At 69.0% G+C, this 26146-nt stretch carries 28 protein-coding genes; 11 read left to right on the forward strand and 17 right to left on the reverse strand.

The genetic code is table 11. The annotated features are described in order from the left end of the window. Positions 1-60: 60 nt before the first annotated feature. Together H5J31_RS08930 and H5J31_RS08935 are read right to left on the reverse strand one after the other, a co-directional pair. The gene (locus H5J31_RS08930) at positions 61-492 is read right to left on the reverse strand and encodes a MarR family winged helix-turn-helix transcriptional regulator (RefSeq protein ID WP_181772000.1); all 432 of its coding nucleotides are present in this window, start codon (positions 490-492) and stop codon (positions 61-63) included. 67 nt (positions 493-559) lie between these two features. Then, positions 560-2017, reverse strand: coding sequence for an NCS2 family permease (locus tag H5J31_RS08935; protein WP_181772001.1), 1458 nt, complete (start codon positions 2015-2017; stop codon positions 560-562). 80 nt (positions 2018-2097) lie between these two features. On the opposite strand from H5J31_RS08935, the gene H5J31_RS08940 reads away from it, so the two are divergent. Continuing rightward, positions 2098-2325, forward strand: coding sequence for a DUF2530 domain-containing protein (locus H5J31_RS08940; RefSeq protein WP_181772038.1), 228 nt, complete (start codon positions 2098-2100; stop codon positions 2323-2325). 70 nt (positions 2326-2395) lie between these two features. Here H5J31_RS08940 and H5J31_RS08945 read toward each other — a convergent pair whose 3' ends face one another. Then, positions 2396-5209 carry a sacsin N-terminal ATP-binding-like domain-containing protein gene (locus H5J31_RS08945; RefSeq protein ID WP_181772002.1) on the reverse strand — a complete coding sequence of 938 codons (2814 nt, stop codon included), beginning with the start codon at positions 5207-5209 and terminating at the stop codon, positions 2396-2398. Continuing rightward, positions 5199-6194, reverse strand: coding sequence for a DUF3027 domain-containing protein (locus H5J31_RS08950; RefSeq protein ID WP_181772003.1), 996 nt, complete (start codon positions 6192-6194; stop codon positions 5199-5201). Before H5J31_RS08950 ends, H5J31_RS08945 begins: the two co-directional genes overlap by 11 nt. Before the next feature lie 49 nt (positions 6195-6243). On the opposite strand from H5J31_RS08950, the gene H5J31_RS08955 reads away from it, so the two are divergent. From H5J31_RS08955 to H5J31_RS08965, 3 genes are read left to right on the forward strand one after another with little or no spacing between them, the layout of a single operon-like run. Then, positions 6244-7011 (forward strand): glutaminyl-peptide cyclotransferase, encoded by a 768-nt coding sequence (locus tag H5J31_RS08955; RefSeq protein ID WP_181772004.1) that lies wholly within the window; start codon positions 6244-6246, stop codon positions 7009-7011. Positions 7012-7062: 51 nt separating this feature from the next. Further along, on the forward strand, positions 7063-9012 hold the full coding sequence (locus H5J31_RS08960) for an MFS transporter (protein ID WP_181772005.1): 1950 nt from the start codon (positions 7063-7065) through the stop codon (positions 9010-9012). Between the two features lie 53 nt (positions 9013-9065). Next, positions 9066-9530, forward strand: a complete 465-nt coding sequence (locus H5J31_RS08965) for a DUF2771 family protein (RefSeq protein WP_181772039.1) — start codon at positions 9066-9068, stop codon at positions 9528-9530. 330 nt (positions 9531-9860) lie between these two features. On the opposite strand, the gene H5J31_RS08970 is transcribed toward H5J31_RS08965, so the two are convergent. Next, a complete protein-coding gene (locus tag H5J31_RS08970; RefSeq protein WP_016337551.1) occupies positions 9861-10247 on the reverse strand; it encodes a cold-shock protein in 387 nt (128 codons plus the stop codon). Positions 10248-10379: 132 nt separating this feature from the next. On the opposite strand from H5J31_RS08970, the gene H5J31_RS08975 reads away from it, so the two are divergent. Continuing rightward, positions 10380-10625 carry a hypothetical protein gene (locus tag H5J31_RS08975; RefSeq protein WP_181772006.1) on the forward strand — a complete coding sequence of 82 codons (246 nt, stop codon included), beginning with the start codon at positions 10380-10382 and terminating at the stop codon, positions 10623-10625. On the opposite strand, the gene H5J31_RS08980 is transcribed toward H5J31_RS08975, so the two are convergent. Then, positions 10561-11214, reverse strand: a complete 654-nt coding sequence (locus H5J31_RS08980; RefSeq protein ID WP_181772007.1) for an HAD family hydrolase — start codon at positions 11212-11214, stop codon at positions 10561-10563. The two genes, H5J31_RS08975 and H5J31_RS08980, sit on opposite strands and share 65 nt — an antisense overlap. Before the next feature lie 94 nt (positions 11215-11308). On the opposite strand from H5J31_RS08980, the gene H5J31_RS08985 reads away from it, so the two are divergent. Beyond that, complete coding sequence (locus tag H5J31_RS08985; RefSeq protein WP_181772008.1) at positions 11309-11950, forward strand: TetR/AcrR family transcriptional regulator; 642 nt, start codon at positions 11309-11311, stop codon at positions 11948-11950. Positions 11951-11965: 15 nt separating this feature from the next. Continuing rightward, positions 11966-12937: a R2-like ligand-binding oxidase gene (locus H5J31_RS08990; RefSeq protein ID WP_181772009.1), complete on the forward strand. Its 972-nt coding sequence runs from the start codon at positions 11966-11968 to the stop codon at positions 12935-12937. A 374-nt stretch (positions 12938-13311) separates the two neighbouring features. Here H5J31_RS08990 and H5J31_RS08995 read toward each other — a convergent pair whose 3' ends face one another. The 4 genes from H5J31_RS08995 to H5J31_RS09010 form a co-directional block, all read right to left on the reverse strand. Continuing rightward, positions 13312-14436 (reverse strand): hypothetical protein, encoded by a 1125-nt coding sequence (locus tag H5J31_RS08995; protein ID WP_181772010.1) that lies wholly within the window; start codon positions 14434-14436, stop codon positions 13312-13314. A 2-nt stretch (positions 14437-14438) separates the two neighbouring features. Further along, positions 14439-15590 carry a hypothetical protein gene (locus tag H5J31_RS09000; RefSeq protein ID WP_181772011.1) on the reverse strand — a complete coding sequence of 384 codons (1152 nt, stop codon included), beginning with the start codon at positions 15588-15590 and terminating at the stop codon, positions 14439-14441. Positions 15591-15698: 108 nt separating this feature from the next. Next, positions 15699-17357 (reverse strand): AMP-binding protein, encoded by a 1659-nt coding sequence (locus H5J31_RS09005; RefSeq protein ID WP_181772012.1) that lies wholly within the window; start codon positions 17355-17357, stop codon positions 15699-15701. Positions 17358-17482: 125 nt separating this feature from the next. Beyond that, complete coding sequence (locus tag H5J31_RS09010) at positions 17483-17719, reverse strand: hypothetical protein (RefSeq protein WP_181772013.1); 237 nt, start codon at positions 17717-17719, stop codon at positions 17483-17485. A gap of 418 nt (positions 17720-18137) precedes the next feature. Here H5J31_RS09010 and H5J31_RS09015 point away from each other — a divergent pair, with 418 nt between their 5' ends. The 3 genes from H5J31_RS09015 to H5J31_RS09025 all read left to right on the forward strand — a co-directional run bounded on the left by H5J31_RS09015 (position 18138) and on the right by H5J31_RS09025 (position 19715). Beyond that, positions 18138-18476 (forward strand): hypothetical protein, encoded by a 339-nt coding sequence (locus tag H5J31_RS09015; protein ID WP_181772014.1) that lies wholly within the window; start codon positions 18138-18140, stop codon positions 18474-18476. Between the two features lie 94 nt (positions 18477-18570). Continuing rightward, positions 18571-19341, forward strand: a complete 771-nt coding sequence (locus H5J31_RS09020; RefSeq protein ID WP_181772015.1) for a PhzF family phenazine biosynthesis protein — start codon at positions 18571-18573, stop codon at positions 19339-19341. After that, entirely contained in the window at positions 19341-19715 is a 375-nt protein-coding gene (locus tag H5J31_RS09025; protein ID WP_181772016.1) for a YccF domain-containing protein, read from the forward strand. The genes H5J31_RS09020 and H5J31_RS09025 overlap by 1 nt, the downstream gene beginning before the upstream one ends. 23 nt (positions 19716-19738) lie before the next feature. Here H5J31_RS09025 and H5J31_RS09030 read toward each other — a convergent pair whose 3' ends face one another. The 7 genes from H5J31_RS09030 to H5J31_RS09060 form a co-directional block, all read right to left on the reverse strand. Next, positions 19739-20554, reverse strand: a complete 816-nt coding sequence (locus H5J31_RS09030) for a metallophosphoesterase family protein (RefSeq protein ID WP_181772017.1) — start codon at positions 20552-20554, stop codon at positions 19739-19741. Between the two features lie 37 nt (positions 20555-20591). Further along, the gene (locus H5J31_RS09035) at positions 20592-21386 is read right to left on the reverse strand and encodes an HAD-IIA family hydrolase (protein WP_005156128.1); all 795 of its coding nucleotides are present in this window, start codon (positions 21384-21386) and stop codon (positions 20592-20594) included. 10 nt (positions 21387-21396) lie between these two features. Further along, a complete protein-coding gene (locus H5J31_RS09040; protein WP_181772018.1) occupies positions 21397-22461 on the reverse strand; it encodes a sulfate/molybdate ABC transporter ATP-binding protein in 1065 nt (354 codons plus the stop codon). After that, positions 22458-23225, reverse strand: a complete 768-nt coding sequence (locus H5J31_RS09045) for an ABC transporter permease (protein ID WP_181772019.1) — start codon at positions 23223-23225, stop codon at positions 22458-22460. The genes H5J31_RS09040 and H5J31_RS09045 overlap by 4 nt, the downstream gene beginning before the upstream one ends. Positions 23226-23310: 85 nt before the next feature. Beyond that, on the reverse strand, positions 23311-24072 hold the full coding sequence (gene modA / locus H5J31_RS09050; RefSeq protein WP_181772020.1) for a molybdate ABC transporter substrate-binding protein: 762 nt from the start codon (positions 24070-24072) through the stop codon (positions 23311-23313). Next, positions 24069-24473 (reverse strand): TOBE domain-containing protein, encoded by a 405-nt coding sequence (locus H5J31_RS09055; protein ID WP_181772021.1) that lies wholly within the window; start codon positions 24471-24473, stop codon positions 24069-24071. The genes modA and H5J31_RS09055 overlap by 4 nt, the downstream gene beginning before the upstream one ends. A 33-nt stretch (positions 24474-24506) precedes the next feature. Then, positions 24507-24980 carry a MarR family transcriptional regulator gene (locus tag H5J31_RS09060; RefSeq protein ID WP_181772022.1) on the reverse strand — a complete coding sequence of 158 codons (474 nt, stop codon included), beginning with the start codon at positions 24978-24980 and terminating at the stop codon, positions 24507-24509. A 100-nt stretch (positions 24981-25080) separates the two neighbouring features. On the opposite strand from H5J31_RS09060, the gene moaA reads away from it, so the two are divergent. After that, complete coding sequence (moaA, locus tag H5J31_RS09065; RefSeq protein ID WP_181772023.1) at positions 25081-26145, forward strand: GTP 3',8-cyclase MoaA; 1065 nt, start codon at positions 25081-25083, stop codon at positions 26143-26145. Position 26146 lies beyond the last annotated feature (1 nt).

The following is a 26146-nucleotide window of genomic DNA, read 5'->3' on the forward strand; positions in this document are numbered from 1 at the left end:
CCCGGGTAGCGGTGGTCTTGGAAGGACACTGTGTTTCGCTACCCGTGGTCGTCACCGCTGTTAGTTCCCCGCCATCCTGTCGATGATCTCGGCGGCGCGAGAGAGCACTTCGCGTTCCTCGGCGCTCAACTCGGCCAATTGCTTGTCCAGCCAGATCTCCCGTGCGGTGATCTGCTCGATCACGTAAGCCCGGCCACGGTCCGACAACTCGACGATGGCCTGACGGCCGTCCGTCGGATGCGGCCTGCGCTCGACGTAACCCATGTCCTCGAGGGCGGCGATCACCCTCGTCATCGACGGGGGCTGGACGCCTTCCTTCGCGGCGAGCTGGCCAGGGGTCAGCGCACCGCATTTGTGCAGCGTGGACAGCGCGGACACCTGTGTCAGCGAGATGCCGTCACCGGCGCGCTGTGCCCGTAGCCGGCGATTGAGCCGCACCACCGCGAGACGCAGGCGGCTCGCCAGTGAGCGCTCGTGCGTGTCTCCGGACATATAGTTAGCATACCTCACGATCGGAGCGCGGGCCCGTGAGATCAACCACGGACCGGATAACCGCTGGTCAGCTGAACGCGGCCTGGATCGGGCCGACGGCGAAGTAGGCCAGGAACAGCACGGCGATGCCCCACATCAGCGGGTGGATGCCCTTCGCCTTGCCGGTGACCGCGCGCAGGACGACGAAGCTGACGAAGCCGGCGCCGATGCCGTTGGCGATCGAGTAGGTGAACGGCATGACCACGATCGTCAGGAACGCGGGCAGCGCGACGGTGAAGTCGGAGAAGTCGATCTCCTTGACCTGGCTCATCATCAGCGCGCCGACGACGACCAGCGCCGGAGCGGCGGCTTCGACCGGGACGACCTGGTACAGCGGCGTCAGGAACATCGCGGCGATGAAGAGCACGCCGGTGACGACGTTCGCGAGCCCGGTCCTGGCGCCCTCGGCGATACCGGACGCGGACTCGACGAAGACGGTGTTCGAACTCGACGACGCGAAGCCGCCCGCCACCGCGGCGGTGCCGTCGACGAACAACGCCTTGCCCACATTCGGGAGTTTGCCGTCCGGCGGGAGGAGGTCCGCCTCCTTGGCCAGCCCGGTCATCGAGCCCATGGTGTCGAAGAAGTCCGCCAGCACCAGGGTGAACACCAACAGCACGACGGTGATGATCGGCAGCCGCGTCCAGGCGCCGAAGGAGATGTCGCCGACCAGCGACAGATCCGGCAGGCCGAGGACCTGATCCGGCAGCGCCGGATAGCCGAGGTTCCAGCCCTGCGGGTTGACGCCCTTCGACGGACCGACCTTCGTGATCGCCTCGACGACGATCGCCAGCACGGTCGAGGCGAGCACGCCGATCAGGATCGCGCCCTTGACCCGCTTCGCGACCAGGATGCCGGTGAGCAGCAGACCGACCACGAACACCACGGTCGGCCACGACGCGATCGACCCGTTGATACCGAGACCGACCGGAACGGTGGTCTTCGCCTCGTCCGGGACGCGGCGGACGAATCCGGCGTCGACCAGCCCGATCAGGCAGATGAACAGGCCGATGCCGACCGCGATCGCCGATTTGAGCGGCGGTGGCACGGCGTTGAACACCGCCGTGCGGATCCCGGCGAACACCAGCAGGACGATGACCACGCCCTCCATCAGCACCAGGCCCATCGCCTCGGGCCAGGTCATCTGGGACGCGAGGGTGACCGCGACCAGGCTGTTGATGCCCAGGCCGGTGGCGATGGCGAACGGATAGTTCGCGACCAGCCCCATGATGATCGTGAGCACACCAGCGACCAGCGCCGTCACCGCGGCGACCTGCGGCACCGGGAGGATGTTGCCGACGACGTCCTTGTGCGCGCCGGCGTCGTCCGCGGAGAAGCTGCCGATGATCAGCGGGTTCAGCACCACGATGTAGGCCATCGTGAAGAACGTGACGACCCCGCCGCGGATCTCCCGCCCCGGTGTCGAGCCGCGCTCACTGATCTTGAAAAACCGGTCCAGTGTGGACCGGGTGCGCTGCTCCGCCATCGCGTACCACCCTTCGCCCGTTGCCGGGTACCCTTCCCCACGTGGGCGAATCGATCAATTCCGGGGAAGTAAACGGTTCATTGCGGCCTACGCCGGAGCTGCCGAAGCGACTCACCGACCTGACACCGGTCGTGATCGTAGGTACCTCGCTCTGGGCGGTCGCGACCGTGGTCCTGTTCTTTGTGACCGACGGCATCTGGGTGCAGACGGCGCTCTCCGGCCTGGTGCTCGGCTTCATCGGCCTCGCGATCATCGCCTGGCAGCGCGCCGCCGCCCGTCGCGGCTCGAAAAGCGCCCAACGCCTTTGAGCTCCCCGCGTTTAGTCCTCTGAATGCGGTACTTGCGCGTGCAAGTACCGCATTCAGAGGACTGAACGCGTCAGTTGAGGAGTGAGGCGGGCGAGGGGTCGTCCAGGAGCGCGGTGAGGACGTGCCGGTCGGGCCAGCGGTCCGTGGCCCAGGCGAACGCCCGCGCGAGGCCTTCCGGGGTGTCGGCGGCGTGCAGCCTGCCGTCGGACCACCAGGCGACGTCGTGTTCGGTGTCCTCGAAGGCCACCGTCAGCGTCTCGTGCAGCAGCACCCCGCCGTCGGGCGGTTCGACGCCCAGCTGATCGGCGGCCAGCCGAAGCGCGGAAAGCTCCGTCCACGGCACGTACTCGCCGTCTTCGGTGACCTTGGCGTCGAGGGCGCTCGCCACCGGCAGGTCCAGCAACTCCGCCAGCGCGCCGGCCCCGTCCGCCGCGACGACCATCCGGTCCGGCGCGAGCACGGCGGCGAACCACGGGACGTCGAGGACGACGGCGTTCCCGGCGTCGGCGGCCGAACCGTCCGCGACCCGCACACGTTCGGGCGCGTCGACGTCCACACTGGACTCGGCGAGTACGGCGTGCGCCCGGGCGGCGAGGCCGGGGCTCACGGTGCGTTCGGGGTCGCCCAGCCGCTCCAGGAGGTCTTCGACGTCCTCAGCGGTGTCGGTTCCCAGCTCCGTCCGTACCCCCGCGGCGAGCAGGATCTCGTTGCTCAGCCCCGAATCCGGGACGATGTCGTAGAGCCCGGTCAGTGTGGCGGCGCCGGGCATCCGCCAGTCGAGCGGCGCGTGCCCGTCGAGCAGTGCGTAGCGCGCGAGCCACCAGCCGGTGTGCCCGCCGGGTTCGGTGAGGGCGCGCCAGGTCTCCGGGCGCGCCGCGAGCAGGCGCAGCGCCTCGGGCCAGGCGTCGTCGGCGACGAGGTCGAGATCGCGGACGGCGAGCACGCGGGACGGCGGCCGTTCGGACGAGTCCCACCAGTCGTGTTCGTCGGGCAGGCCGTGCTCGGGCTCCAGCGGTTCGTCGTCGGCGATGATGGCGAACGAATCGAGGACACCGACCGCGACGAGCGTGCCGACCGGCCAGTCTTCAGCGAATTCCTCGTCCAGTACGGACAAAGCGCCGTCTTCTTCGAACACCTCGGGGTCGAAGAGGTCACCGAGCGGCGAGGTGGGCAGGACGAGTTCGTCCGCCCGGCGCCAGCCGTCTTCGCTCGGAAGAGCCAGCGCGCCCGCCCATTCGGGGGCTTCGTCGCCGACTTCGGCGATCAAGCGGAGCACCGCGCCCGCCAGCGAGATACCGTCCAAACCGGACCGAACGTCTTCGACACTGCGCTCGACGGCGGCGGCCAAGGCATCGGCTTCGAGCAGGTCGCCTGCCTCGGCGTGCTTGGCGCCCAAGCGTTCCAGCAGCGGATGCGCCGCCACCGGATGTACGAGCCGGAGCCCGATTATGTCCACATCGGACAGAAGTTCGAGCAGCTCCGCCGAACCACCGACGAGCAGCGCGTCCCGCACACCGGGCAGCGTGCGACCGTCCGACATCGGCACCGGCAGGGCACCGAGATCGTCCTTGGTGAGGTCGTGGGCTTCGAGCGCCGGGAGCAGCACGTCGTAGAGGGACCGCCACCACGACGGCTCGCGCTGGACGCCGGTCAGCAGATCGATGGCCTCGGCGGGGGAAAGCGATCGCGCGCCGACGGCACGAAGGTCCACACCGGACAGTGAGAGCAGGCCGGGCACGAGATCCGCCAGCAGTGGCGCCAGACCCGGCACATCGACCGACAAGACCCGCGCCTGACGTCCAGGCAGGTCGTCGCCTTCTTGCGCGGGAAGCCACGGCAGGTCGGCGAGATTCTCCAGAATGGCCTCGCGCAGCGTCCCGTCCACAGTGGAACGCGGGAAGCCTGCGCTCGGCACGAGTCCCAAGCGTTCCTTGGCGGGCAAGGAACAGACGAGACCGAGGTACTCCCGAGCGGCGTTCTTCAACGCGGCGGTCAGCTCCGGGCCCGGCAGCGCGCGCCGCCGGGACGGCTCGATCGGCAGCGTCGCGATCAGCCGCGCGGGCAGGGAGAGTTCGTCGTCGGTCGGCGTCGGGGCGTGCAGGACGTCCTCACCGAGCGGCCGCGGCGAACCGGATTCGTCCAGCGGCACCGCCCAGACGACGTCGCCGCGGTGGACCTGCCAATGCTCGGCGGAACCGTCCGGCGACGAGAGTCCGACGACACCGTCGCCGACCTCGGTACGACGCCAGACACCGCCCTCGATCTCGATGCTTTCCAGCCAGGGCAAGGTGAGCAGGAGATCGGCGATGTCCTTCGCCAGATCCGCGAGCAGCGCGGGAAGGTCGACACCCTCGCGCACCGGAAGCCGGACCTCGGTGGTGAAACCTTCGGGCACGGGGGGTTCGCCGTCCGAAACCGGCCAGGGCAGGCGGAGTACAGGGACGTCACCGGTGCGCGCGGCCTCGGCCCGGGTGCGGTCCGCGGAGAACGCGACCCCGCCGGTCGTCGAAACGATCCGAGGCTCGGCGGAAACCGTCAGTACGGCGGCGAAACCGACACCGAACCGGCCGACGGTCTCGTCACCCTTGCCGGAAGCGCGCAGCGAGGCGAGGGATTCGACGCCACGGGCGTCCAGCGGCGCACCCGTATTGGCGAACCGCAGCTCACCGTCCACAACGGACACTCGGAGCCTGCCGCGCTCGCCGGCCGCCAGCGCGGCGTCGGCGGCGTTCTGCGCCAGTTCGACGAACAGCCTGTCCCGGTAACCGCCGACCCGGAGATCGTTCTCCGTGTTGGTGTCTTCGGTGAACCGCGTCGGCGAATCGGCCCACGCGCGCAGGACCGCGGTGCGCAGCCGTTCGGTGCCGAACGGGTCAGTGCTCACTGGCGCTTTCGGTCGTCTCGGTGGTTTCAGCGGTTTCGGTCGCCGTCTCGTCGGCCGGGACAACGGTCTCGGGCTCGACCTCGGGCTGGACCTCGGCGGTCTCGGGCGCCTCGGCGACCGGGGCCTCGGACTCGTCGACCACGGTGGCTTCGGCGACCTCGGGCTCGGCAGACTGCTCGGCCGGCGTCTCGGGCGCCTCCGGCTCCGCAGCCGCTTCAGCCGCTTCGGGAGCGGCCTCGTAATCGAGCAGCGAGTCGTCGTAGACCAGTTCCGCGACCGGCACCGAGGAGGTCACCTCGACCTCGATCTCGGAGTGCGCGCCGCAGCCGTACTCGACGTCGACGACGTGACCGTCCGCAGGCGAGATGTCGTTGGTGCACGCCCCGAAGGCCGCGCTGAGCGACCCGGCGAGCGGTACGAAGAACCCACAGCCACCGCAGACGTCCGGCGCGCTGCGCGCCATGTCCGACCGCGGGCCGAACTCGCCGCCGTGCCAGCGGGCGGCGGCGTCGAGCCTGCCGTGGCGGGAGAGCACGTGGACCCGGCCGAGCCCGGCCTCCTTGGCGACCGCCTCGACCGCGGGGTCGTCGGACGCCAGGTACGCGGGAGCGAGCCGCGGGTCGTCCTTCTCCACCGGGAAGATGTCGCCGACACCGAGGTCGCCCGCCTGCACGCGGCGGTCCCACGGCACCCAGGCCGGCGCGACCCGGGCCTCCGGGCCGGGAATGAGCACGACCTCGCTGATGGTGATCGGTTCTTCCTCGCCTGCGAGCGCGACGGTGACCGACCAGCGCCAACCCCGATAACCCGACACCGTCGCCTCGAAGAGGTGGCTCGCGGAAACCGCGTCCTCACGCTCGACGCCGACGTGCGCGCCGACCTGTTCGGCACCGGCGTCCGCCAGCACCGCGTCGCGGGCGAGTTCGACCGCCTCGGCGAGTTTGCGCTGGATAGAGCCGTCGTCCAGGGTCAACAGCAGGGTCATGCCCCCATTCTGCCGCACGCGATCTCGCGGTCCGTGTCAGGCTGTCCGCGTGCGCACGCTGACGACCACATCGCTCCTCCTGGCCGCCGTCCTCGGTGGCTGCGCCGCCGCGCCGGTGAGCGACGCGGCCCCGCCCGCGCCGGAGAAGTTCAAGGTGCAGGTGTTGGCGAAGCTGCCTCACGACCCGGCCGCGTTCACCCAGGGCCTCGAGTTCTCCGGCGAGACGCTGTACGAGGGGACCGGTCTCGTCGGCAAGTCGTCGATGCGGGCCGGGCCCGCCGGCGCGACGCCGACGGTGAAGGCGGAGATGCCGGGCCTGTTCGGCGAGGGCATCACCGTGCTCGGGCCGACGATCTGGCAGATCACCTGGAAGGACGGCGTCGCGATCGAGCGCGACGCCAAGACGCTCGCCGAACGCAGGCGCGTGGGCTACACCGGCGAGGGCTGGGGTCTGTGCCACCGGGAAGGCGGGCAGCTGGTGATGAGCGACGGCTCGTCGAAGCTGACGTTCCGCGATCCCGTGTCCTTCGCCCCGACCGGGAGCGTCGATGTCGGCCGTGACCAGCTGAACGAGCTGGAATGCGTCGGCGACTCGGTGTACGCGAACGTCTGGCAGACGGACAAGATCCTGCGGATCGAAGCCGCGTCCGGCCGGGTCACCGGCGAAATCGACGCCTCCGGGCTCCTCGACCAGGGTGAGCGGGGTTCCGCGGACGTCCTCAACGGCATCGCGGCGGTCCCCGGGACCGACGAATTCCTGATCACCGGCAAGCTCTGGCCCGCGATGTTCCGGGTGAAATTCGTCCCCGCCCCCTAGAAAGCAGTGGTGAGCGCGCGCGGCGGTCCCCGCGTAAGGCAGGATTGAAGGGTGGGAATCTTCGGCTCGAACTCTGGACCCGACGGCACGCGTTCCGGCCGGTCGGGCAAGGAGCGCGGCCGCAAGGGCAAACGCAAGTGGACGCCGGAGCCCGGCGCGGCACAGGCACGCTCCTGGTCCGCGCCGCCGCCGACCCGGGTGGAGCCGCAGCCGGTCCCACCGCGCGCGGCCCGTCCCCAGCCACAGCCCGAATACCACCCTCACTACCAGCCGCATCCGGACGGACCGACCGCCGACGAGGCGCGCACCGGCGCGATCCCGATGGGGCACCACCAGGCCCCGCCCCCACATCAGCCGCCACATCAGCCACCGCCTCCCCGGCAGATGCCGCCTCAGACGCCTCCGCGCGGGGCGCGGCCGTACCCGGATCCTTCGCAGCGGCAGACCGAACCCGTCCGGCGTCGTCCCGGCGGGTTCTACGACGAGCATCCGCCGGGCAGTGGTGAGTACGAGCACTACGACACCGGCGGCTACGCGGGAGAACCCCGTGTCGCCGAAGAGCAGCCACAGGAGCATCCGACGACCGCGGTCCCGCCGCGGGCGGGTGCCATGCCGAAGCTGCCGAAGAAGATCACGGTCACCCGGGTCGCGGCGATGCGCAGCCGTCAGCTCACCGGACAGGCCGTCGGCGCCTTCCAGCGCGCGACGAAGGCGGACGGCGCCGACAAGTCCGGACTGACTTCGCTGACGTACGCGGTGATGCTGAACTACGCCAGCGACGCCGCGATGGCGATCGCGCTGGCCAACACGTTGTTCTTCGCCGCGACCAGCGGCGAGAGCAAGGGCAAGGTCGCGCTCTACCTGCTCATCACGATCGCCCCGTTCGCGCTGGTCGCGCCGGTGATCGGGCCGGCGCTGGACAAGATCCAGCGCGGTCGGCGGCTCGCCATGTGCGTGTCTTCGGCCGGTCAGGCGCTGATGGCCATCGTGATGGCGCTGCACTTCGACGACTGGCTGCTGTACCCGGCGGCGCTCGGCATGATGGTGCTCTCGAAGTCGTTCACCGTGCTCAAGGCCGCTGTGACACCTCGGGTGCTGCCACCCGAGATCACCCTTTCGAAGACGAACGCCCGGCTGACCGTGTTCGGCCTGGTCGCCGCCGGTGTGTTCGGCGCGCTGGCGAGCGGGGTCAACGCGATCTGGGGTTCCTCGGGCGCGCTGTGGTTCACCATGCTGATCTGCGTCGCGGCCGCGGTGCAGTCGATGCGCATCCCGTCGTGGGTCGAGAAGACCGAGGGCGAGGTGCCGGCGTCGCTGTCCGCGCATCCGGAACGGCGGGTGAAGAAGCAGCGTCAGCCGATGGGGCGGCAGATCGTCATCTCGTTGTGGGGCAACGGCACCGTCCGCGTGCTGACCGGATTCCTGATGATGTTCTCCGCGTTCGCGGTGAAGGCGCAGACCGAAGGCAGCGGGCAGAGCCCGTTCAACCAGTTGCTGCTGCTCGGCATCATCGGCGCCGCGGCGGGCGTCGGTGGGTTCGCCGGGAACGCGCTGGGCTCGCGGCTGCACTTCGGCAAACCGGACCAGGTGATCCTGGCCTGCGTCGGGGCGTGCCTGGGCATGTCGATCATCGCCACCGTGGCGGCCGGGCTGGCGACGGCGGCGATCGTCGCGCTGATCGGCGCGACCGCGAGCGCGCTGGCGAAGATCAGCCTCGACGCCGTCATCCAGGAAGACCTGCCGGAGGAATCGCGCGCTTCGGCGTTCGGGCGGTCGGAGACCGTGCTGCAGATGGCCTGGTGCTTCGGCGGTGCCGTCGGCCTGTTGCTGCCGCCGACGTACTGGATCGGGTTCCTCGTGCTGTCGATCCTGCTGGCCGTCGGATTCACCCAGACGTTCATGGTCCGGCGTGGCACCTCGCTGATCCCGGGCCTGGGCGGTGACCGGCCGCTGCGCCCGGAGCCGACCAGCGAATCGGCGGTCCGCTCGCCAGCCCGGTGACTCCCGGTGGCGTCCGGGCTCGTAATCTTCACCGTATGCGGCGACTTCGTATCTTGGCCCTGCTCGCGGCGGGTGGTTTCGTGGTGGCCGGTTGCTCGGCCCCCGGCCCCGAAGAGGTGACCTTCTTCGCCGACGGGAAGACGGTGAACGTCGTCCCGCTGGCGTCCTGCGACGTGTCGAACGCCCAGTGCACCACCCGGCCCGACGCCGCGGGCAAGCTGCGCGTCCGCCCCGGGAAGCCGGTGCAGATCTCGGTGCCCAGCGGCATCGCGGAGACGCCGTGGAAGGTCACGGTGCAGTACGTGAACGCCCAAGGCGAGCCGCAGGAACTGAAGCAGGACATCATCACGTCCTTGGACCGGTTCGCCTACACGGTGACCACGCCGCGCCCGGACGACCAGATCCTCGTCGTCGAGGTCGCGCAGGCCTCGGTGATCAGCCAGACCGGACGTCCGGAGGACGCGGAGGCGGTCACGACCGCGATCTGGTCACTGCAGGTCGAACCGCCCGCCGCCTGAGCCCCCACGCGCTATGAACGGCCCGTTACTTGCAAATTTTGCAAGTAACGGGTCGTTCATAGCGCGCGCAGACGGACGGCATGCGTGATTACGTGGACGGCGCGCGTGATCAGGCGGACGGCATGCGTGATTGCGTGGACGGCGCCCGGAACACGTGTGCCGTCCGTCTGAACACGTGTGCCGTCCATCCAGACACGCCCGACGTCCATCCAGACACGCGTGATCAGGCGCCCTGAGGCTCCCGCGGCCAAGCTCCCCAAAGTAGTGAAGGCCTCCTTCCCTACCGTCAAGGTGGAGAAGGAGGCCTTCACGGACGCTCGGGGGCGCCGATCAGGGATCGAGGTCCCGGGCGACGGCGCGCATGATCTCGGCGATCTGCTTCGTGTTCTTGCGGTCCGGGTAGCGGTTGCGCCGCAGGTCCGGCTGCACCTTGAGCTCGAGCAGCTTGATCATGTCCTCGATGAGCCCGTGCAGTTCCTCGGCGGGGCGGCGGCGCGCCTCGGCGACCGAGGGCGGCGGGTCCAGCAGCCGGACGGAAAGCGCTTGCGGGCCGCGGCGGCCGTCGGCGACACCGAACTCGAGGCGCTGCCCGGCCTTGAGCCCTTCGACGCCCTGCGGCAGCGCGGCTTTGCGGATGTAGACGTCGGCGCCCCCATCCTGGGTGACGAAACCGAAACCCTTCTCCGCGTCGTACCACTTGACCTTGCCGGTCGGCACTTCCCTCACCAATCCTTTGCTGTCCTGCTCACAACGAACGCGCCCGGGGGCGTACCCAGGGCGCGCGTCGCATAAGCGTATCTCGACACATGCCCTGGGGAGAAGCGGATACCGGCGGATACCCTCTGCTTCATGGAGACCGCAGTAAAGGAGGCCGCTGTGGCCGTCCCCGAAAAGCCCGGCAAGCCGATCCTCATGCGCGTGGGCATCGGCCTGTTCGCGATCGGCATGCTGGCCGTCACAGCCGTGTTCGTCCTGTTCGCGGCGGGGCTGGAGAACCTGCCGGTGTGGCTTTCCGCCGCGGCCGGCGTGATCACCCCGCTGGGTCTGGCGCTCGGCCTGATCGCCCTGGTTCGCGAGGCGCGCCGAAAGAGCTGAACCAGCCGGGGAACTCGGTCAGCGAGTCGAACACCACGTCGGCCCCTTCCGCGAGCAGTTCGGCCTTGGTGCACGGGCCCGTCGTGACCCCGACGGATACCGCGCCCGCGGCCAGCGCGCCGCGGACGTCGCCGAGGTGGTCCCCGACGTAGACACGGGCGCCGTGCTCGGTGAGCGCGGCGGCCTTCTCCGTCGACCACAACTCCCCGACCAGGACGTCCACCTCGAAACCGAGGGCGTCCAGGTGGAGTTTCGCGTTGGGCGCGTACTTGCCGGTGACGACCATCGTGCGCCCGCCGGCCTCGCGAACCGCGTGCAGCGCTTCGGCCGCGCCGGGCAGCGCGACCGTCACCGGGACGACGGTCTCCGGGTACATCGCGCGGAACCGCGTCACCAGTTCCGGGATGCGCTCCTCAGGCGCCCCGAAGCCGCGCAGGCTGGCATCGAGGGGCGGGCCCAGGTTGGCCGCGAAGAACTCGCCGTCCAGCGGCAGCCCGGATTCCGCGCCGAGCGCGTTCATCACCGCGACCATGCCCGGCCGCGGATCGATCAAGGTCATGTCGAGGTCGAACCCCACGGTGATGCCCACGCCGCCACGGTAGCCGCCGCCACCGAATGATTTACACCGGACAGGTTCTCGTCAACGCCGTTGACATGGACACGATCTGTGTCAAGCTGAAGATGTGGGCGAGATCACGAGCTTCTCCGATCGGACCAAGGCCTCTCTGCGGGAGACCCTGCTGGACGCCGCCACCGAACTGCTCCCGGAGCGCGGCTACACGGCGCTGCGGATGGCGGATGTGGCCGCGCACGCCGGGGTGAGCAGGCAGACCGTCTACAACGAGTTCGGCAACAAGGCCGCGCTCGCCCAGGCCGTGGTGCTGCGGACGACCTCGGAGTTCCTGGAGGGCATCCGGCTGCGCGTCGAACACGCGCAGAACCTCCTCGACGGGATCCGTGAGGCCGTCGTCTACACGATCGAGCACGCCCGCGAGAACCGGCTCGTCGCCGCGGCGCTGGGTACTCGAACGATCAGCACTCGAACGATCGGCACCGAGGCCGGCGAAGACCTCCTTCCGTTGCTCACCACCAAGGGCGCACCGATCCTGACCGCCGCCACCGAAATCGCCGCCGAGCAGTACCGCGAGTTCGAACCCTCGCTTTCGGCCCGCTCCGCCGCGCTGCTGGCGGAGACCGTCGTGCGGCTTTCCCTGTCCCACCTCGTCATGCCGTCGCATACGGCCGACGAAGCGGCGGCCTCCGTGGTCGCCGTACTGGCGCCGGCCATCCGCGCGCTGACCACCGATTCGTCCACAATGGAGTGATACGAAGGGGACGTCATGACCGATACGCTCTCTGAGCTGCGCACCGGGTTTTCCTCACTGCGCAAAGGTGGGCTGAACTGGGATTCGTTCCCGCTGCGGCTGTTCGCCAAGGGCAACAAGAAGTTCTGGAACCCCGCCGACATCGACTTCTCCCGTGAACGCGAGGGCTGGGAGACCCTCAACGCGGAACAGCAGCGGTCGACGACGTATCTGGTGGCGCAGTTCATCGCGGGCGAAGAGGCGGTCACCGAGGACATCCAGCCGTTCATGCGGGCGATGTCCGCGACCGGCCGGTTCGGCGACGAGATGTACCTGACGCAGTTCTGTTTCGAAGAAGCCAAGCACACCGAGGTGTTCCGCCGCTGGATGGACGCCGTCGGGCTGACCCAGGACCTGCATCCGTACGTCGCGGAAAATCCCCACTACCGCAAGCTTTTCTACGAGGAGCTGCCGCAATCGCTGCGTGCGCTGGAGGACGATCCCAGTCCGCTCAACCAGATCCGCGCGAGCGTCACCTACAACCACGTCATCGAAGGCAGTCTCGCGCTGACCGGGTACTACTCGTGGCAGCTGATCTGCACGCAGCACGACATCCTGCCCGGGATGCAGGAACTCGTACGCCGCATCGGCGACGACGAACGCCGTCACATGGCCTGGGGCACCTTCACCTGCCGTCGTCACGTCGCCGCGGACGACTCGCTGTGGGACGCGGTGCAGCAGCGGATGGGAGAGCTGCTCCCCCACGCGCTCAACATGATCCAGTGGGTACAGGACCAGTTCGAGGAGATCCCCTTCGACAACGATCCGCAGGAGATCATCCAGTACGCGGCGGACCGGGCGCAGCGCCGTCTGGGCGCGATCGAGTCCGCGCGCGGGATGCCGGTGGAGCAGATCGACCTCGACTACTCGCCCGAAAACCTCGAAGAGACCTTCGGCGAGGAAGACGCGAAGGCGATCGCCGAGGCCGCTGCCGCCGTTTCGGCCTGACGTGCCGTGAAGGCCTCCTTCCCTACCCTGAGAGTCAGGCTCCCGGCAAAGTCGTGCACACGCCGCTCAAGTGGAGGGCTCGCCATAGCGGCCTGACACTTCCCGACTGTCCATAGAGGACACTTTCAAGGGTGGCCGTGTCCGACTCGGCCGTTTGCGAAGGGGTCGCGAGTGGCGATTCGGGTTCTCTTGAAGGGTAAGGCACCTGTGGCGTGGTCGGCGCTGATCGTTGCGTCCGGCCGCGTTGGCGGGTGTTGCGAAAGCCACTTTCGCAACGTTGAAGGTTGCGAAAGTGGCTTTCGCAACTCCGGAGGGCGACTGTGCCGTGAAGGTCCCTTCCCTCGACTGAGCCGAGGGAAGGGACCTTCATATACCTACTTCGCGGGCCAGAAGACGGCGCGCCAGTCTCCGCCCGCGGAGACCGCACCGCCCGCGATCGTCCCGTCCAGGCCGATCAGCAGCGCACGGCTGAAACCGCCACCCGGCAACGTTCCGAGGTCGGTCTTCACACCGTTCGCGTCCCACAGCGCGGCATTGTCCGCGCGGCCGACGATCCTGCCCTGCGGATCGATGTCCTCGGCCTGACCGTCGAGATCGGACAGCCGGGTCATCGTCCCGTCGGCGGCCCATCGCACCGCGACATCGCGCGAACCGGTCGGGGTGTCGACGTACGCCCTGCCGGCCGAGACCCCGGAACCGTTGAGCGCCAGCGCACTCGTGCCCGCGCCGAGTTGGATCATGGTGCCGTCGGCGGTCCATTTCACCGCCGTGTGGCGGCCATCGATCACGGTGTCGGCGACGATCTCACCGGAGGCGTTCAGATCGTGGAACCAGCTCTGCACGCCTGCCGGGCCGAGCATCGTGACCGCCCCGGTGGCGTCCCAGCGCAGGACCCGGGTACTGCCGTCCGCCCCGTTGAGCCGTCCCGCGATGAACCTCCCGTCGCGGGTGATCGCGCTCGCGTAGTAGGCCCCTTCCAACGGCGGGGCGGCGAGCACCGTGACGTTTCCGGACGAGTCCCAGCGCAAGCCGCGTTGACGAGCGTCGCCGGCCTTGCCCGAACCGACGATGACGCCGGTCGAGCTGATCCCGGTCGCGTCCGAGGTCGAGCCGCCCGGCGGCGCGGGCAGGTCGGCGATCGAGCCGTCCTGGGTCCAGCGCACGGCCCGCAGATTCGAGGCGCCGACGATCACCCCACTCGCGTTGACGGCCGCCGGTGACGCCGCGAACGAACCGGGTAGGGTCCCCAGCTGGGAGACCTGGCCCGCCTTGTCCCATTTCACCGCGACGCACGAGTGCGAATGCGGCGAGTTCCAGCAGGCCTCCCCGACGAGCTGCCCCCGGTCACCGATCGCCGTCACCGAGGTCTCGTTGGCACCGGACACGACGCCGAGCTCGATCGGGCCCGTCGCCGCGGTCGCCGCCGCGGGGACGGACAGCGGAAGAGCCACGGCGACCGCGGCCATGACGAGTAGACGTTTTCCCTCTTCCATGACCATGTTCACCCCTGTGCCTTGGGCCAGTAGACGGCGTGCCAACGGCCTTCTTCGTTGTACGAGATCCCGGCGATCACGCCGTTCGCCGCGATGTGGGTGGCGTTGCTGTAGGTGCCGCCCGGCAGCGCGCCGAGAACCGTGTGCGTTCCCGCGGCGTCCCATTTGGCCGCGATCTCGTTCACCAGGCCGACGACGGTTCCGGTCCGATCGATGTCGTTCCCCAGTCCGCGTTCGGTCGACAGTGTCGTCCGAGCGCCGGCGCGGTCCCATCTGGCCGGGCTGGTCGTGCCGAAGACCTGATAGCCACCGCCCGCGGCGGCGCCGGCGTTGTTGACCGCGCGCGCCCAGGCCGGTCCGCTCTCCGGGTACTCCAGCCAGGTCATCCGCCCGTCCCGCTCCCAGCGCACGGGCTTCGGATCCCCGTCGAGACGAGCACTTCCGACGATGACGCCGTTGTCGTTCATGTCCTCCGGCGTGCTTTCGGTGATCCCCGGCGAGAGATCGGTGATCACGCCGGCGGAATTCCAGCGCACGGCGTGGTTCCGCCCGGCCGCGTCGTTCGCCGTCCCGCCGATGGTCCGGCCGTCCCGGGTGATCCACAGCGCGCTTCCGTAGTCCCCGCCCAACCCGGCGAGCGCCACGACGGTCCCGTCCGCGTTCCAGCGGAGGGGGTGAACCTTCCCGTCCGCGCCCTTCCCGGCGCCGACGACGACGCCGGTGCCGCCGATCGCGCTCGCGTAGGCGTATTCCCCACCCGGCAAGGAAGGCAGCGCGGTGACCGCCCCGTCCGGCGCCCACTTCACGGCCGTCTGGTTCCACGACGTGTCCTTGTGCGCCCAGCCGACGGCGACCCCGTGGTCGTCGACGTCGTTGGCCTGGCTCTGCTCACCGCCGAGACCGGCAAGCGCGGAGATGCGGCCCTGCGCGTCCCACCGCGTCGCGTGGTACTTGATCTGTGGTTCGAGCGGGGTCGACGAACCGACCATGACCCCGGCGTCGTTGATCGCGTTGACCGCGCTGAACAGGTCACCCGGCAGTGTGCCGAGGTCGATGGGGGCGATCGCGGTCTTCGCGGCCGCGACGCCGGGCAACATCAGTGGCAGAGCCGCCAGTGAACCCGCCAGGACAAGAACTCTCGTACTTCGTTTGATGGACATGGCTCCCCTTCGCGGCACATTCGACCGCCCCCGCCTCCACGAGAGCTGGAAAACCCTCCTGCCGCGAAGGGAACACGTCCGGGAGATGTGACAGGTTGCCCTGAAGTGTCAGGCGTGCTCGGTGGAAGCCGCGGCTTCCAGCCCGAGAAGGCTGATCGACCGCTCCCGCATCTCGACCTTGCGCACCTTCCCGGTCACCGTCATCGGGAACTCCTCGACGACGTGCACGTAACGCGGGATCTTGTAGCGCGCCAGCTTTCCTTCGCAGAATTCGCGCACCGCCTCGGAGGTCAGCGGGGTGGCGCCCTCGCGCATGCGGACCCACGCCATCAGTTCCTCGCCGTATTTCTCGTCCGGGACGCCGATCACCTGCGCGTCGAGGATGTCCGGGTGGGTGTAGAGGAATTCCTCGATCTCGCGCGGGTACAGGTTTTCACCGCCGCGGATGACCATGTCCTTGATGCGGCCGGTGATGTTGACGTAGCCGGCGGCGTCCATGATCGCGAGGTCGCCGGTGTGCATCCACCGCGCCGCGTCGATCGCCTCGGCCGTCTTGTCCGCTTGCTCCCAGTAGCCGAGCATCACCGAGTACCCACGCGTGCAGAGTTCGCCGGGTTCGCCGCGCGGCACGGTCAGCCCGGTCTCCGGGTCGACGACCTTGACCTCCAGATGCGGCCCGACGCGCCCGACCGTGGACACCCGCCGCTCCACCGAATCGTCCGCACGGGTCTGTGTGGACACCGGCGACGTCTCGGTCATGCCGTAGCAGATCGACACCTCCGCCATGCCCATCCGGTCGATGACCTGCTTCATCACCTCGACCGGACAAGGCGAACCCGCCATGATCCCGGTGCGCAGCGAGGAGAGGTCGTAGGAACCGAAGTCCGGGTCGGCCAGTTCGGCGATGAACATCGTCGGAACCCCGTACAGCGACGTGCATTTCTCCGCCGCGACGGCTTCGAGGGTGGCCTTCGGCTCGAACGCGGGCGCCGGGATGACCATGCAAGCGCCGTGGGTGGTGGCCGCGAGATTGCCCATCACCATGCCGAAGCAGTGGTAGAAGGGCACGGGGATGCAGACCTTGTCCGCTTCGGTGTAGTTGCAGAGTTCGCCGACGAAGTAGCCGTTGTTCAGGATGTTGTGGTGGCTCAGCGTGGCTCCCTTGGGGAAGCCCGTGGTGCCGGACGTGTACTGGATGTTGATCGCGTCGTCCGCGGAAAGCTCGCTCGCGCGCTCGATCAGCCGCGCGCGGTCGGCGGCGCGGCCGTTCTCCAGCAGGGACGTCCATTCGCCGCTGTCCAGCAGCACGACGTGCTCCAGCGCCGGACACTTCGGCCCGGCTTCGGCGATCATGCCCGCGTAATCCGAGGTCTTGAACGACTCCGCGGCCACGATGAGCTTGATCCCGGCCTGGTTCAGCACGTACTCGAGTTCGTGCGAGCGGTAGGCCGGGTTGATGTTGACCAGGATGGCGCCGATCTTGGCGGTCGCGTACTGCGTGAGTGTCCACTCGGCACGGTTCGGCGACCAGATGCCGACACGGTCGCCCTTCTCGATGCCCAGGTCCAGCAGACCCAGTGCGAGCGCGTCGACGTCGGCGGCGAGTTCGGTGTAGGTCCAGCGTTTCCCCGCCGCGCGATCGACCAGCGCGTCCCGCTCCCCGAACGCGGCCACGGTGCGATCGAGGTTGTCGCCGATGGTGTCCCCCAGCAGCGGGGCGTCCGAGATTCCCGATGCGTAACTCGGAATGGCGGGGGCGTCAGGCATGGAGACTCCTGCGTTCGGCGGTAGCGACCCGTCGAGTCTAGGAACGGGGCGTGACCACGGCCACCTGCAAGTGGAGACCCGGACGCACGATGGGCGCCGGAAGGTCCCCGGCACCCATCGGCGGGTCAGGCCTCGACCCAGAGGATCCAGTAACCGCGCCTCACGTGCTCCTCGCACCACCACTGCTTCGGGTTGTAGCGCGGTCCGAAAGCCTGGCAATCGGCACCCGTTCCGAAGGTGCCCCGAATTTCCCAGTCGATGGAGGCACGCGTCTCACTCGCGGAGGCGGCCGTGGCGGCCCCCGTCATCACCAGCCCGGCCACGGCGAACGCGGCCGCGATCTTCCCCAGTTTCAGGTTCATGCGCCGATAATCACATATTCGGCTGTCAAATGCACGCGAGCCCGGAGACCGCTGGGAATTGACGGAAGGCGTCGCTATTGCCGGTTCAATCGGGGTTACAGCCCGATGAAAACCGGGCGAGCGAGCCCTGATGGACGTCCTTCTCGCGGGAACTGTGGTCCAGAACGGCGCACCAGTCCTCTGGCGCGAGGATGCCGGCCCGTTCGGCGGGACCTTCTCGTAAGGGGCCTCACGTCACGAACAGAATGGCAGGCCTGAAGGCATCGGCACCACCATTCCTGCTTACCGGATAACCGCGGTTTCACAAAGGCCTTTCACTCCTGATTGAAACCGCGCAGGAATAGGCCGCACCAGACATTTCCGACGGCTCTTCGTGCGACCATCCGAAAGCACTGGTCAAATACGACGAGGAGCTCCCATGGGATCCAGGATCACATTCGCCGCCGTCGCCGCGCTCGCGCTGGCCGGGCTGGCTTCCGGAACGTCCGCCGCGTCCGCGCAGCCGACATCGACGGGCGGGATCGTCACGATCCAGGCCGACTGCCAGTGGCTCTCCATCAAGCGGACCCCACCGGCCGTCGCCATCGCCAACTGCAACTCGCTCGACCCCGGATTCACCCAGTACCGAGCGGTCGTCGAATGCGCGGACGGCAACCGGCATCTGGGGAACCTGGCGCCGAAACAGCGGATCTCCACCGCGCGCTGCCCGGCGAACACCCATATGACCAGCAACGGCCCGTGGATCGTCCAGGTCTGACGGCACAGGGTGCGTCCGGCGTCACCTCGCCGGACGCGCCATCTCCGGGGAAACCCGGAGGCCGGGTTCCCGCTGGCCCGTTATCGTCGAGGACATGCGCCTCTACATCGTCGACGCTTTCACTTCCGAGGCCTTCGCCGGTAACTCCGCCGGGGTCGTGCTGCTGGACTCGCCGGGCGACCCGGGCTGGATGCAGTCCGTCGCGGCAGAGCTGAAGCACGCCGAGACCGCCTTCGTCGAGGTCGGAGGCGAAGGCCCGAAGTCGCTTCGCTGGTTCACGCCGGAAACAGAGGTCGATCTGTGCGGCCACGCGACGCTGGCCACTACGCACGTCCTGGGCGGCGAGCAGACCTTCACGACGAGAAGCGGCGAGTTACGCTGCAAGACCGAAGACGGCTGGGTGTCGATGGACTTCCCGTCGGACCCGCCCCGCGAGTCCGACGACGACCTGTCCTCCATCCTGCCGGGCGTCTCCTTCGAGTACGTCGGGCGCAGTCACCAGAACCTCTTCGCGTTGGTGGACAACGCTTCCCTCGTCCGCTCCCTGGAACCGGACCTCGCCGCGTTGCGCGCGCACTGGACCGGACGGCTGATGGTCACGGCGCCCGGCGACGGCGATGAGGTCGGCGGCATCGACTTCGTCACCCGGTTCTTCGCTCCGGGCGTCGGCATCGACGAGGACCCCGTCACAGGTTCCGCGCACTGCGTCCTCGCGCCGTACTGGGCAGCGCGCCTCGGCCGGGACAAGCTCGTCGGCGAGCAGGCTTCGGCCCGGGGTGGCATCGTCCGGATGAACCTCGAAGGCGACCGCGTACTGCTTTCGGGGCAAGCGGTCACCGTGGCCAGTGGGGAGTTGCACGTCTGATGCGCCTGATCCTGAACGTCATCTGGCTCGTCCTGTGCGGCCTGTGGATGGCGCTGGGCTACATCGTCGCCGGCATCATCTGCTGCATCCTGATCATCACCATCCCGTTCGGGCTGGCGTCCTTCCGGATCGCGGCCTACGCGCTGTGGCCGTTCGGCCGCACCGTGGTCGACCGCCACGACGCCGGCGCGGCCTCGACCATCGGCAACGTCATCTGGTTCATCTTCGCCGGCCTGTGGCTCTCGATCGGGCATGTGCTGACCGGGGTCGCCCTGTGCATCACGATCATCGGGATCCCGCTGGGCGTGGCGAACTTCAAGATGATCCCGGTTTCGCTGATGCCGCTGGGCAAGGAGATCGTCGAGCTGCCCTGAGGCCGAGAACGCGAGGGCGTTCGTCAGTCCTCGGGTTCCCAAGGCAGCGGGATGATCAGGCAAGGACCGCCGACGAACAGACCACCGTCGATGCCCAGCGCCTTCCCGCCCGCGTAGAGGTACGGGCCCTCGATCTGCGCGGGGTGGATGCCGAGCTGATCGGCGATGACGCTGTGCCCGTGCACGATCCGCTCGCCGCCGAGGCGATCCATCAGCTGCTGCGCGACGTCGGCGCCTTCCGGCCCACGGAAGGCGTACCGCGTCGTCATCCGCCGCCAGACGTCCCACCAGGCCTGGATGTCGCTGCCTTCGAGGATCTCGCGGCCACGGGCGTTGATCTCGTCGATGTCGGTACCCCAGTCGAGGTACTCGAGCGTGTCGGAGTGCATCAGCAGGTGGTCCGCGGCCAGCGTCAGCATCGGCCGCGAGGTCAGCCATTCGATATGCTGCGGCGTGAGCCTGTCCTGATCGGCGAGCAGCCCGCCGTTGATCTCCCAGCTGCGGGCGAAACTGCGCGGCCCGAAGTCGGAGGGCACCTCGGTGTCGCCGAAGTGGTACATCCCCAGCAGCAGGATCTCGTGGTTGCCCAGCAGCGTTCCGCAGTGCCCACCCGCGGTGGCGGCCTGCCGTTCCAGCCGCATCACCAGGTCGATGACGCCGACCCCGTCGGGACCCCGGTCGACGAAGTCGCCCAGGAACCAGAGGGTCGCTTCACCGCCGGCCCAGTCGTCGTCGGCGTCGAGCAGCCCCTTCTCCCGGAGCGCCTCGGCCAGCTCGTCCCGGTGTCCGTGCACGTCACCGACCACATAGGTCGGGGACGAAGGCTGATCGTCGTGCATCTTCTGACGATAAGCCCTCCACCCCCTCCTGCGTCGCTCAGCCTTCGCCGAAGGGGTCACCGGTCCGCCCCACCAGATCCGCGATCGAGTCGATGATCATGGTCGGCCGATACGGGTAGTGCTCGGCACTCTCCCGGCTGGAGATGCCGGTCAGCACCAGGATCGTCTGCAACCCGGCCTCGATTCCCGAGTGGACGTCGGTGTCCATCCGGTCGCCGATCATCAGCGTCGACTCCGAATGCGCGCCGAGACGGCGCAGCGCCGAGCGCATCATCAGCGGGTTCGGCTTGCCGACGTAGTACGGCGAACGGCCGGTCGCCTTCTCGATCAGCGCGGCGACCGAGCCGGTGGCGGGCATCGAGCCCTCCATGCTGGGGCCGGTGGCGTCGGGGTTGGTGGCGATGAACTTCGCGCCGCCCTCGATCAACCGGATCGCGCGGGTTATCGCGCTGAAGCTGTACGTGCGCGTCTCGCCGAGGACGACGTAGTCCGGGTCGCGTTCGGTCAGCACGTAGCCGACCTCGTGCAGCGCCGTGGTGAGCCCGGCCTCGCCGATCACGAACGCCGAGCCGTTCGGCCGCTGCGACGCGAGGAACTTCGCGGTCGCCAGCGCGGAGGTCCAGATGGCCTCCTCGGGGATGTCGAGACCGGTCCGCTCGAGCCTCGCCCGCAGGTCGCGCGGGGTGTAGATCGAGTTGTTGGTCAGCACCAGGAAGCCGATGTCGTTGGCGCGCAGCTCCTTGAGGAACTCGTCCGCGCCGGGTACGAGGTGTTCCTCCTGCACCAGCACGCCATCCATGTCGCTGAGATACGTCCAACGGCGCTCGTTCATGACCCCCACCCTAATGATCGGAGACGGCATGGACAGCCACGGACGCCGCCTTGACCGAAAGGTTGACCGGTGTGCCGGGTTCGAGGGCCAGTTCGGCGACCGCGGCGGGGGTCAGGTCGGCCGCCAGCCCGGCCGCCCAGCCGTCACCGCGGGTGCGCACCCTGATCACCGGACCGTGGGGTTCGAGCGCGTCGACGACTCCCTCGACGGTGTTACGCGGGCTGCCCCGGTGCTCACCGTCCCGCGGGTAGACCGCGACGGCGCTGGGTGCGAAGACCGCGACAGCCGCTTCGCCCTCGACGACGTCCTCCGCCGGGATCCCGGCCAGCTGCCCGCCTGACGTGCGCAAACCGCCGTCGATGGCGACGCCGGGTACCAGGTTCAGCCCGGCGATCCGCGCGGTGAACGCCGTCCGCGGCGCCGCGAGGACCTTCCGCGTCTCGCCGCGTTCGACGATCCGGCCGCCGTCGAGGACGGCGACGTGGTCGGCCAGCGCCAGCGCGTCGAGAGGATCGTGGGTGACCAGCACGGTCGGCGGCCCGGAGCGCAGCACCCGCCGGAGCAGGCCCCGGATGGCAGGCGCCGCGTCGACGTCCAGCGCGGCGAAAGGCTCGTCGAGCAGCAGCAGTCCCGGTTCGGCCGCGAGCGCCCGCGCGATCGCGACCCGTTGCGCCTGACCGCCGGAGAGCTGCGCGGGCTTTCGGTCCGCGAGTTCGAGCGCGTCGACCTCGGTCAGCCACTCGCGTGCGCGCTGTCGCGACTCGGCGCGGCCGGCGCCTGTCGAGCGCGGGGAGAAGGCGACGTTGTCCAAAGCGGACAGATGCGGGAAGAGGAGGGCGTCCTGCGAGAGCAGGCCGATGCCGCGGGCGTGCGGTGGCAGGCCGGTCAGGGCGCGGCCGTCGAGAACGATGTTCGCGCGGTCCGGGCGGAGCAGGCCGGCGAGGCAACCGAGCACACTGGACTTCCCTGAGCCGTTCGGGCCGAGCAGGGCGAGCACGCCTCCGTCGGGCACCTCGAAGCCGACGTCCAGTACGAACTCGCCGCGCCGGAGCGCGACCTCGGCCGACAGGCTCACGACCGGACCCCTTCGAGCGCTCGCGGCCGGGCGAGCGCGATCACCGCGACCGCGACCAGGATGAGCAGCAGAGCCAGCGCGACGGCGCTGTCGACGTCGACCTCGGCCTGCGTGTAGACCTCCAGCGGCAACGTCCGCGTGACACCCTCCAGGCTGCCCGCGAAGGTGATCGTGGCGCCGAATTCGCCCAGTGCCCGGGCGAAGCTCAGCACGATGCCCGAACCGAGCGCGGGCATCAGCAGCGGCAGCGTGACCCGGCGGAACACCGTCCACGGCTTCGCGCCGAGCGTCGAGGCGACCCGTTCGTAGCGGTCACCGGCGCCTCGCAACGCGCCTTCGAGGCTGACCACGAGGAACGGCATGGCGACGAACGTCTGCGCGATGACCACGGCGGCCGTGGTGAACGGCACCTGCTCACCGGTCAAAGTGGTCACCAGGACGCCGAGGAAACCCTTGCGGCCCAGCAGGTACAACAGAGCCAGGCCGCCGACCACCGGTGGCAGGACCAGCGGCAGCAGCACCACCGCGCGCAGCACGCGGACGCCCCGCGCCCCGGAACGCGCGAGCACCACGGCCAGCGGGACGCCGAACAGCACACAGGCCACAGTGGACAGACCCGCCGTGACCAGCGACAACTTGAGCGCGTTCAGGGACGACGGCGACGCGATGAGGCCCGGGAACCGGGTCAGATCCGAACGCACCAGCAGTCCGACGACCGGCAGCACCACCAGCGCCAGCGCGCAGATCGCCGGCGGCCAGAGCACCCACGGCACCCCGGCCCCCGCGTTTCGTCCTCTGAATGCGGTCCTTGCGCGTGCATCTACCGCATTCAGAGGACGAAATGCGGGATCAGGGCGTGCCAAAACCGACCTTCGCCAGTTCCTGCTTGCCTTCGGCACCGAGGACGAAGTCCGTGAACTGCTTCGCGAGCGCGGCCTGCAGAGCGTCCTTGACCACCGCGATCGGGTAACTGTTGACCGCGCCCGCCGACTCCGGGAAGTCCACCTTGTCGACCTTCGCGGCGGCCGAGGTCGCGTCGGTGACGTAGACGAGTCCGGCGTCGGCGTCCCCCGACTGCACCTTCGCGAGCACCGACTTGACGTCCTGCTCCTCACTCGCGGGCTTCAGCGTGACCCCGGATGCCTGCTGGACCTTCTTCGCCGCCGCGCCGCACGGCACCTGCGGCGCGCAGACGACCACGGTCGCCCCGTCCTTGGCGAGGTCCGCCAGGCCCTTGACGCCCTTGGGGTTCCCTTTGCCGACGGCGATGGCGAGCCGGTTGGTGGCGAACACCGACGGCTGCCCGTCGATCACCTCGCCCTGGGTGGCCTTGTCCATGTTGGCCTGGTCCGCGGAGGCGAAGACGTCCGCCTTCGCGCCCTGGATCAGCTTCTGGACCAGCGCCGAAGAGCCCTCGAAGCTGAACTTCACGGTCACACCGGGGTTCTTCGCCTCGAACTGCTTCCCCAGTGCCCCGAACGACTCGGTCAGCGACGCCGCCGCGAACACCATCAGCGTCTTGGCCTCGGTCTGCTCCGCGGCGGGCTGCTCCGAGCCGCAGGCCGTCGCGGCCAGTGCCAGCGCGAGCAGGGCGGGGACGAGTCTCCTCATCGGCTTCCTTCCGGGGTTTCGACCACGACGGTGGTGGCCTTGACGACGGCGACCGCGAGCACCCCGGGCCGCAGCCCGAGTTCCCGGACGGCTTCGGCGCTCATCAGGGAGACCACGCGATGCGGGCCGCATTGGAGTTCGACCTGTGCCATCACCTTGTCCACGACGACCTCGGTGACCAGGCCGACGAACCGGTTTCGCGCGGACCGGCCGACGCCGGAGGGATCCTCGGGCTGTTCGGCCTGCGCCTTCGCGAACGCGGCCAGTTCGGCGCCGTCGACGACCTTGCGGCCCGCCGAGTCGTCGAACGCGGTCAACTGGCCGGCGCGGACCCAGCGGCGGACGGTGTCGTCACTGACGCCGAGCAGACGAGCGGCCTCGGACAACCGGAATTGCGGCATGAAGAGGAGGCTACTTCCGCAGATGCGGAAAAGCTACGGACGAGAGGAATTGCCGAGCAGTTCGTCACGGAGGTCATCGAGCAACGCGCTCTGGAAACGCTCCAGCACTTTCCGTTCGTCCGGAGAGAACTGTTCGAGCAGGTTCTTCATGCTCGTGTACGCGGATTCGAAGAGCGGCGCATGCCGGTCCATGGCCCCCGGGACGACCTCTATCAGCACTTTCCGGCGATCGACGGTGTCGCGGACACGACGGGCGAGACCCGCCTTCTCCAGCCTGTCCATGACACCGGTCACAGCGCCCGTCGACAACCCGGTCAGCTCCGCGATCCTGCCCGCTGTCAACGGTCCTCGCGCCTGCCCGATGAGTTCGAGTGCTTTGTGGTCGGTGGCCGACAGGCCCATCCGCTCGGCGATCCTCGCGTGCCGGAGGACGGTCAACGTGCTGCCTTCGCGGCCGAGGTGGGCGAACCGGGCAATTTCCTCCGCCGAGAGCGGATATTTCGCCATCCGGAAAACCCTTCGGGAAGAAACCAGGCCATGCGGCGATTCGGTACGAAATGCATTCTAGACAGTCGGTTTCTCCCACTTCGGGGTTAGTCTGGTGGCAATGACAGCAGTCGATCTCGGGTTTCCCCGTGTCCCCGGTACACGTGGCCGCCCCACCGTGCCCAGGCCGGACAACCCCAAGCTGATCGACACCTTCGGCAGGGTGGCGACCGACCTGCGGGTGTCACTCACCGACAAGTGCAATCTGCGCTGCACCTACTGCATGCCCGCCGAAGGGCTCGAATGGATGCCGAGCGCGGACGTGCTGACCGACGACGAACTCGTGTTCCTGCTGCGGATCGCCGTCGAACGGCTCGGCGTCACCGACATCCGGCTCACCGGCGGCGAACCGCTGCTGCGCCAGGGCCTGGAGAAGGTCGTCGAACGGATCGCGGCGCTCGAACCGCGGCCGCGGCTTTCCATGACCACCAACGGGATCGGGCTCGCGAAACGCGCCAAACCGCTGGCCGACGCCGGTCTGGACCGCATCAACGTCTCGCTGGACACCGTCGATCGCGCGCTGTTCGAGAAGATCACCCGCCGCGACAGGCTGTCCCACGTGCTCGCCGGCATGGCCGCGGCGCGGGAGGCCGGGCTGGACCCGGTGAAGGTCAACGCGGTGCTGATGCGCGGGCTGAACGAGGACCAGGCCGTGCCGCTGCTGCGGTTCTGCCTCGCCGAGGGCTACCACCTGCGGTTCATCGAGCAGATGCCGCTGGACGCGCAGCACGGCTGGAACCGGCGCGACATGATCACCGCCGAGCAGATCCTCGGCATGCTCGGCGAGGAGTTCACGCTGTCGCCGTTCCCCGCCGCCCGCGGTGGCGCGCCCGCCGAACGCTGGCTGGTCGACGGCGGCCCGGGCGACGTCGGCGTGATCGCGTCGGTGACGAGGCCCTTCTGCGGCGCCTGCGAGCGGACACGGCTGACCGCCGACGGCGCGGTGCGGTCGTGCCTGTTCAGCAACGACGAGACCGACCTACGCGCGCTCGTGCGCGCGGGCGCGCGCGAAGAAGAGGTAGCGGACGCCTGGCGGGCGACCATGTGGGGCAAGCTCGCCGGACACGAGATCAACGAGGCCGGCTTCGCGCAGCCGATCCGGCCGATGAGCGCGATCGGCGGCTGAC

This window comes from Amycolatopsis pittospori (assembly GCF_013870525.1).
Taxonomy (GTDB): domain Bacteria; phylum Actinomycetota; class Actinomycetes; order Mycobacteriales; family Pseudonocardiaceae; genus Amycolatopsis; species Amycolatopsis pittospori.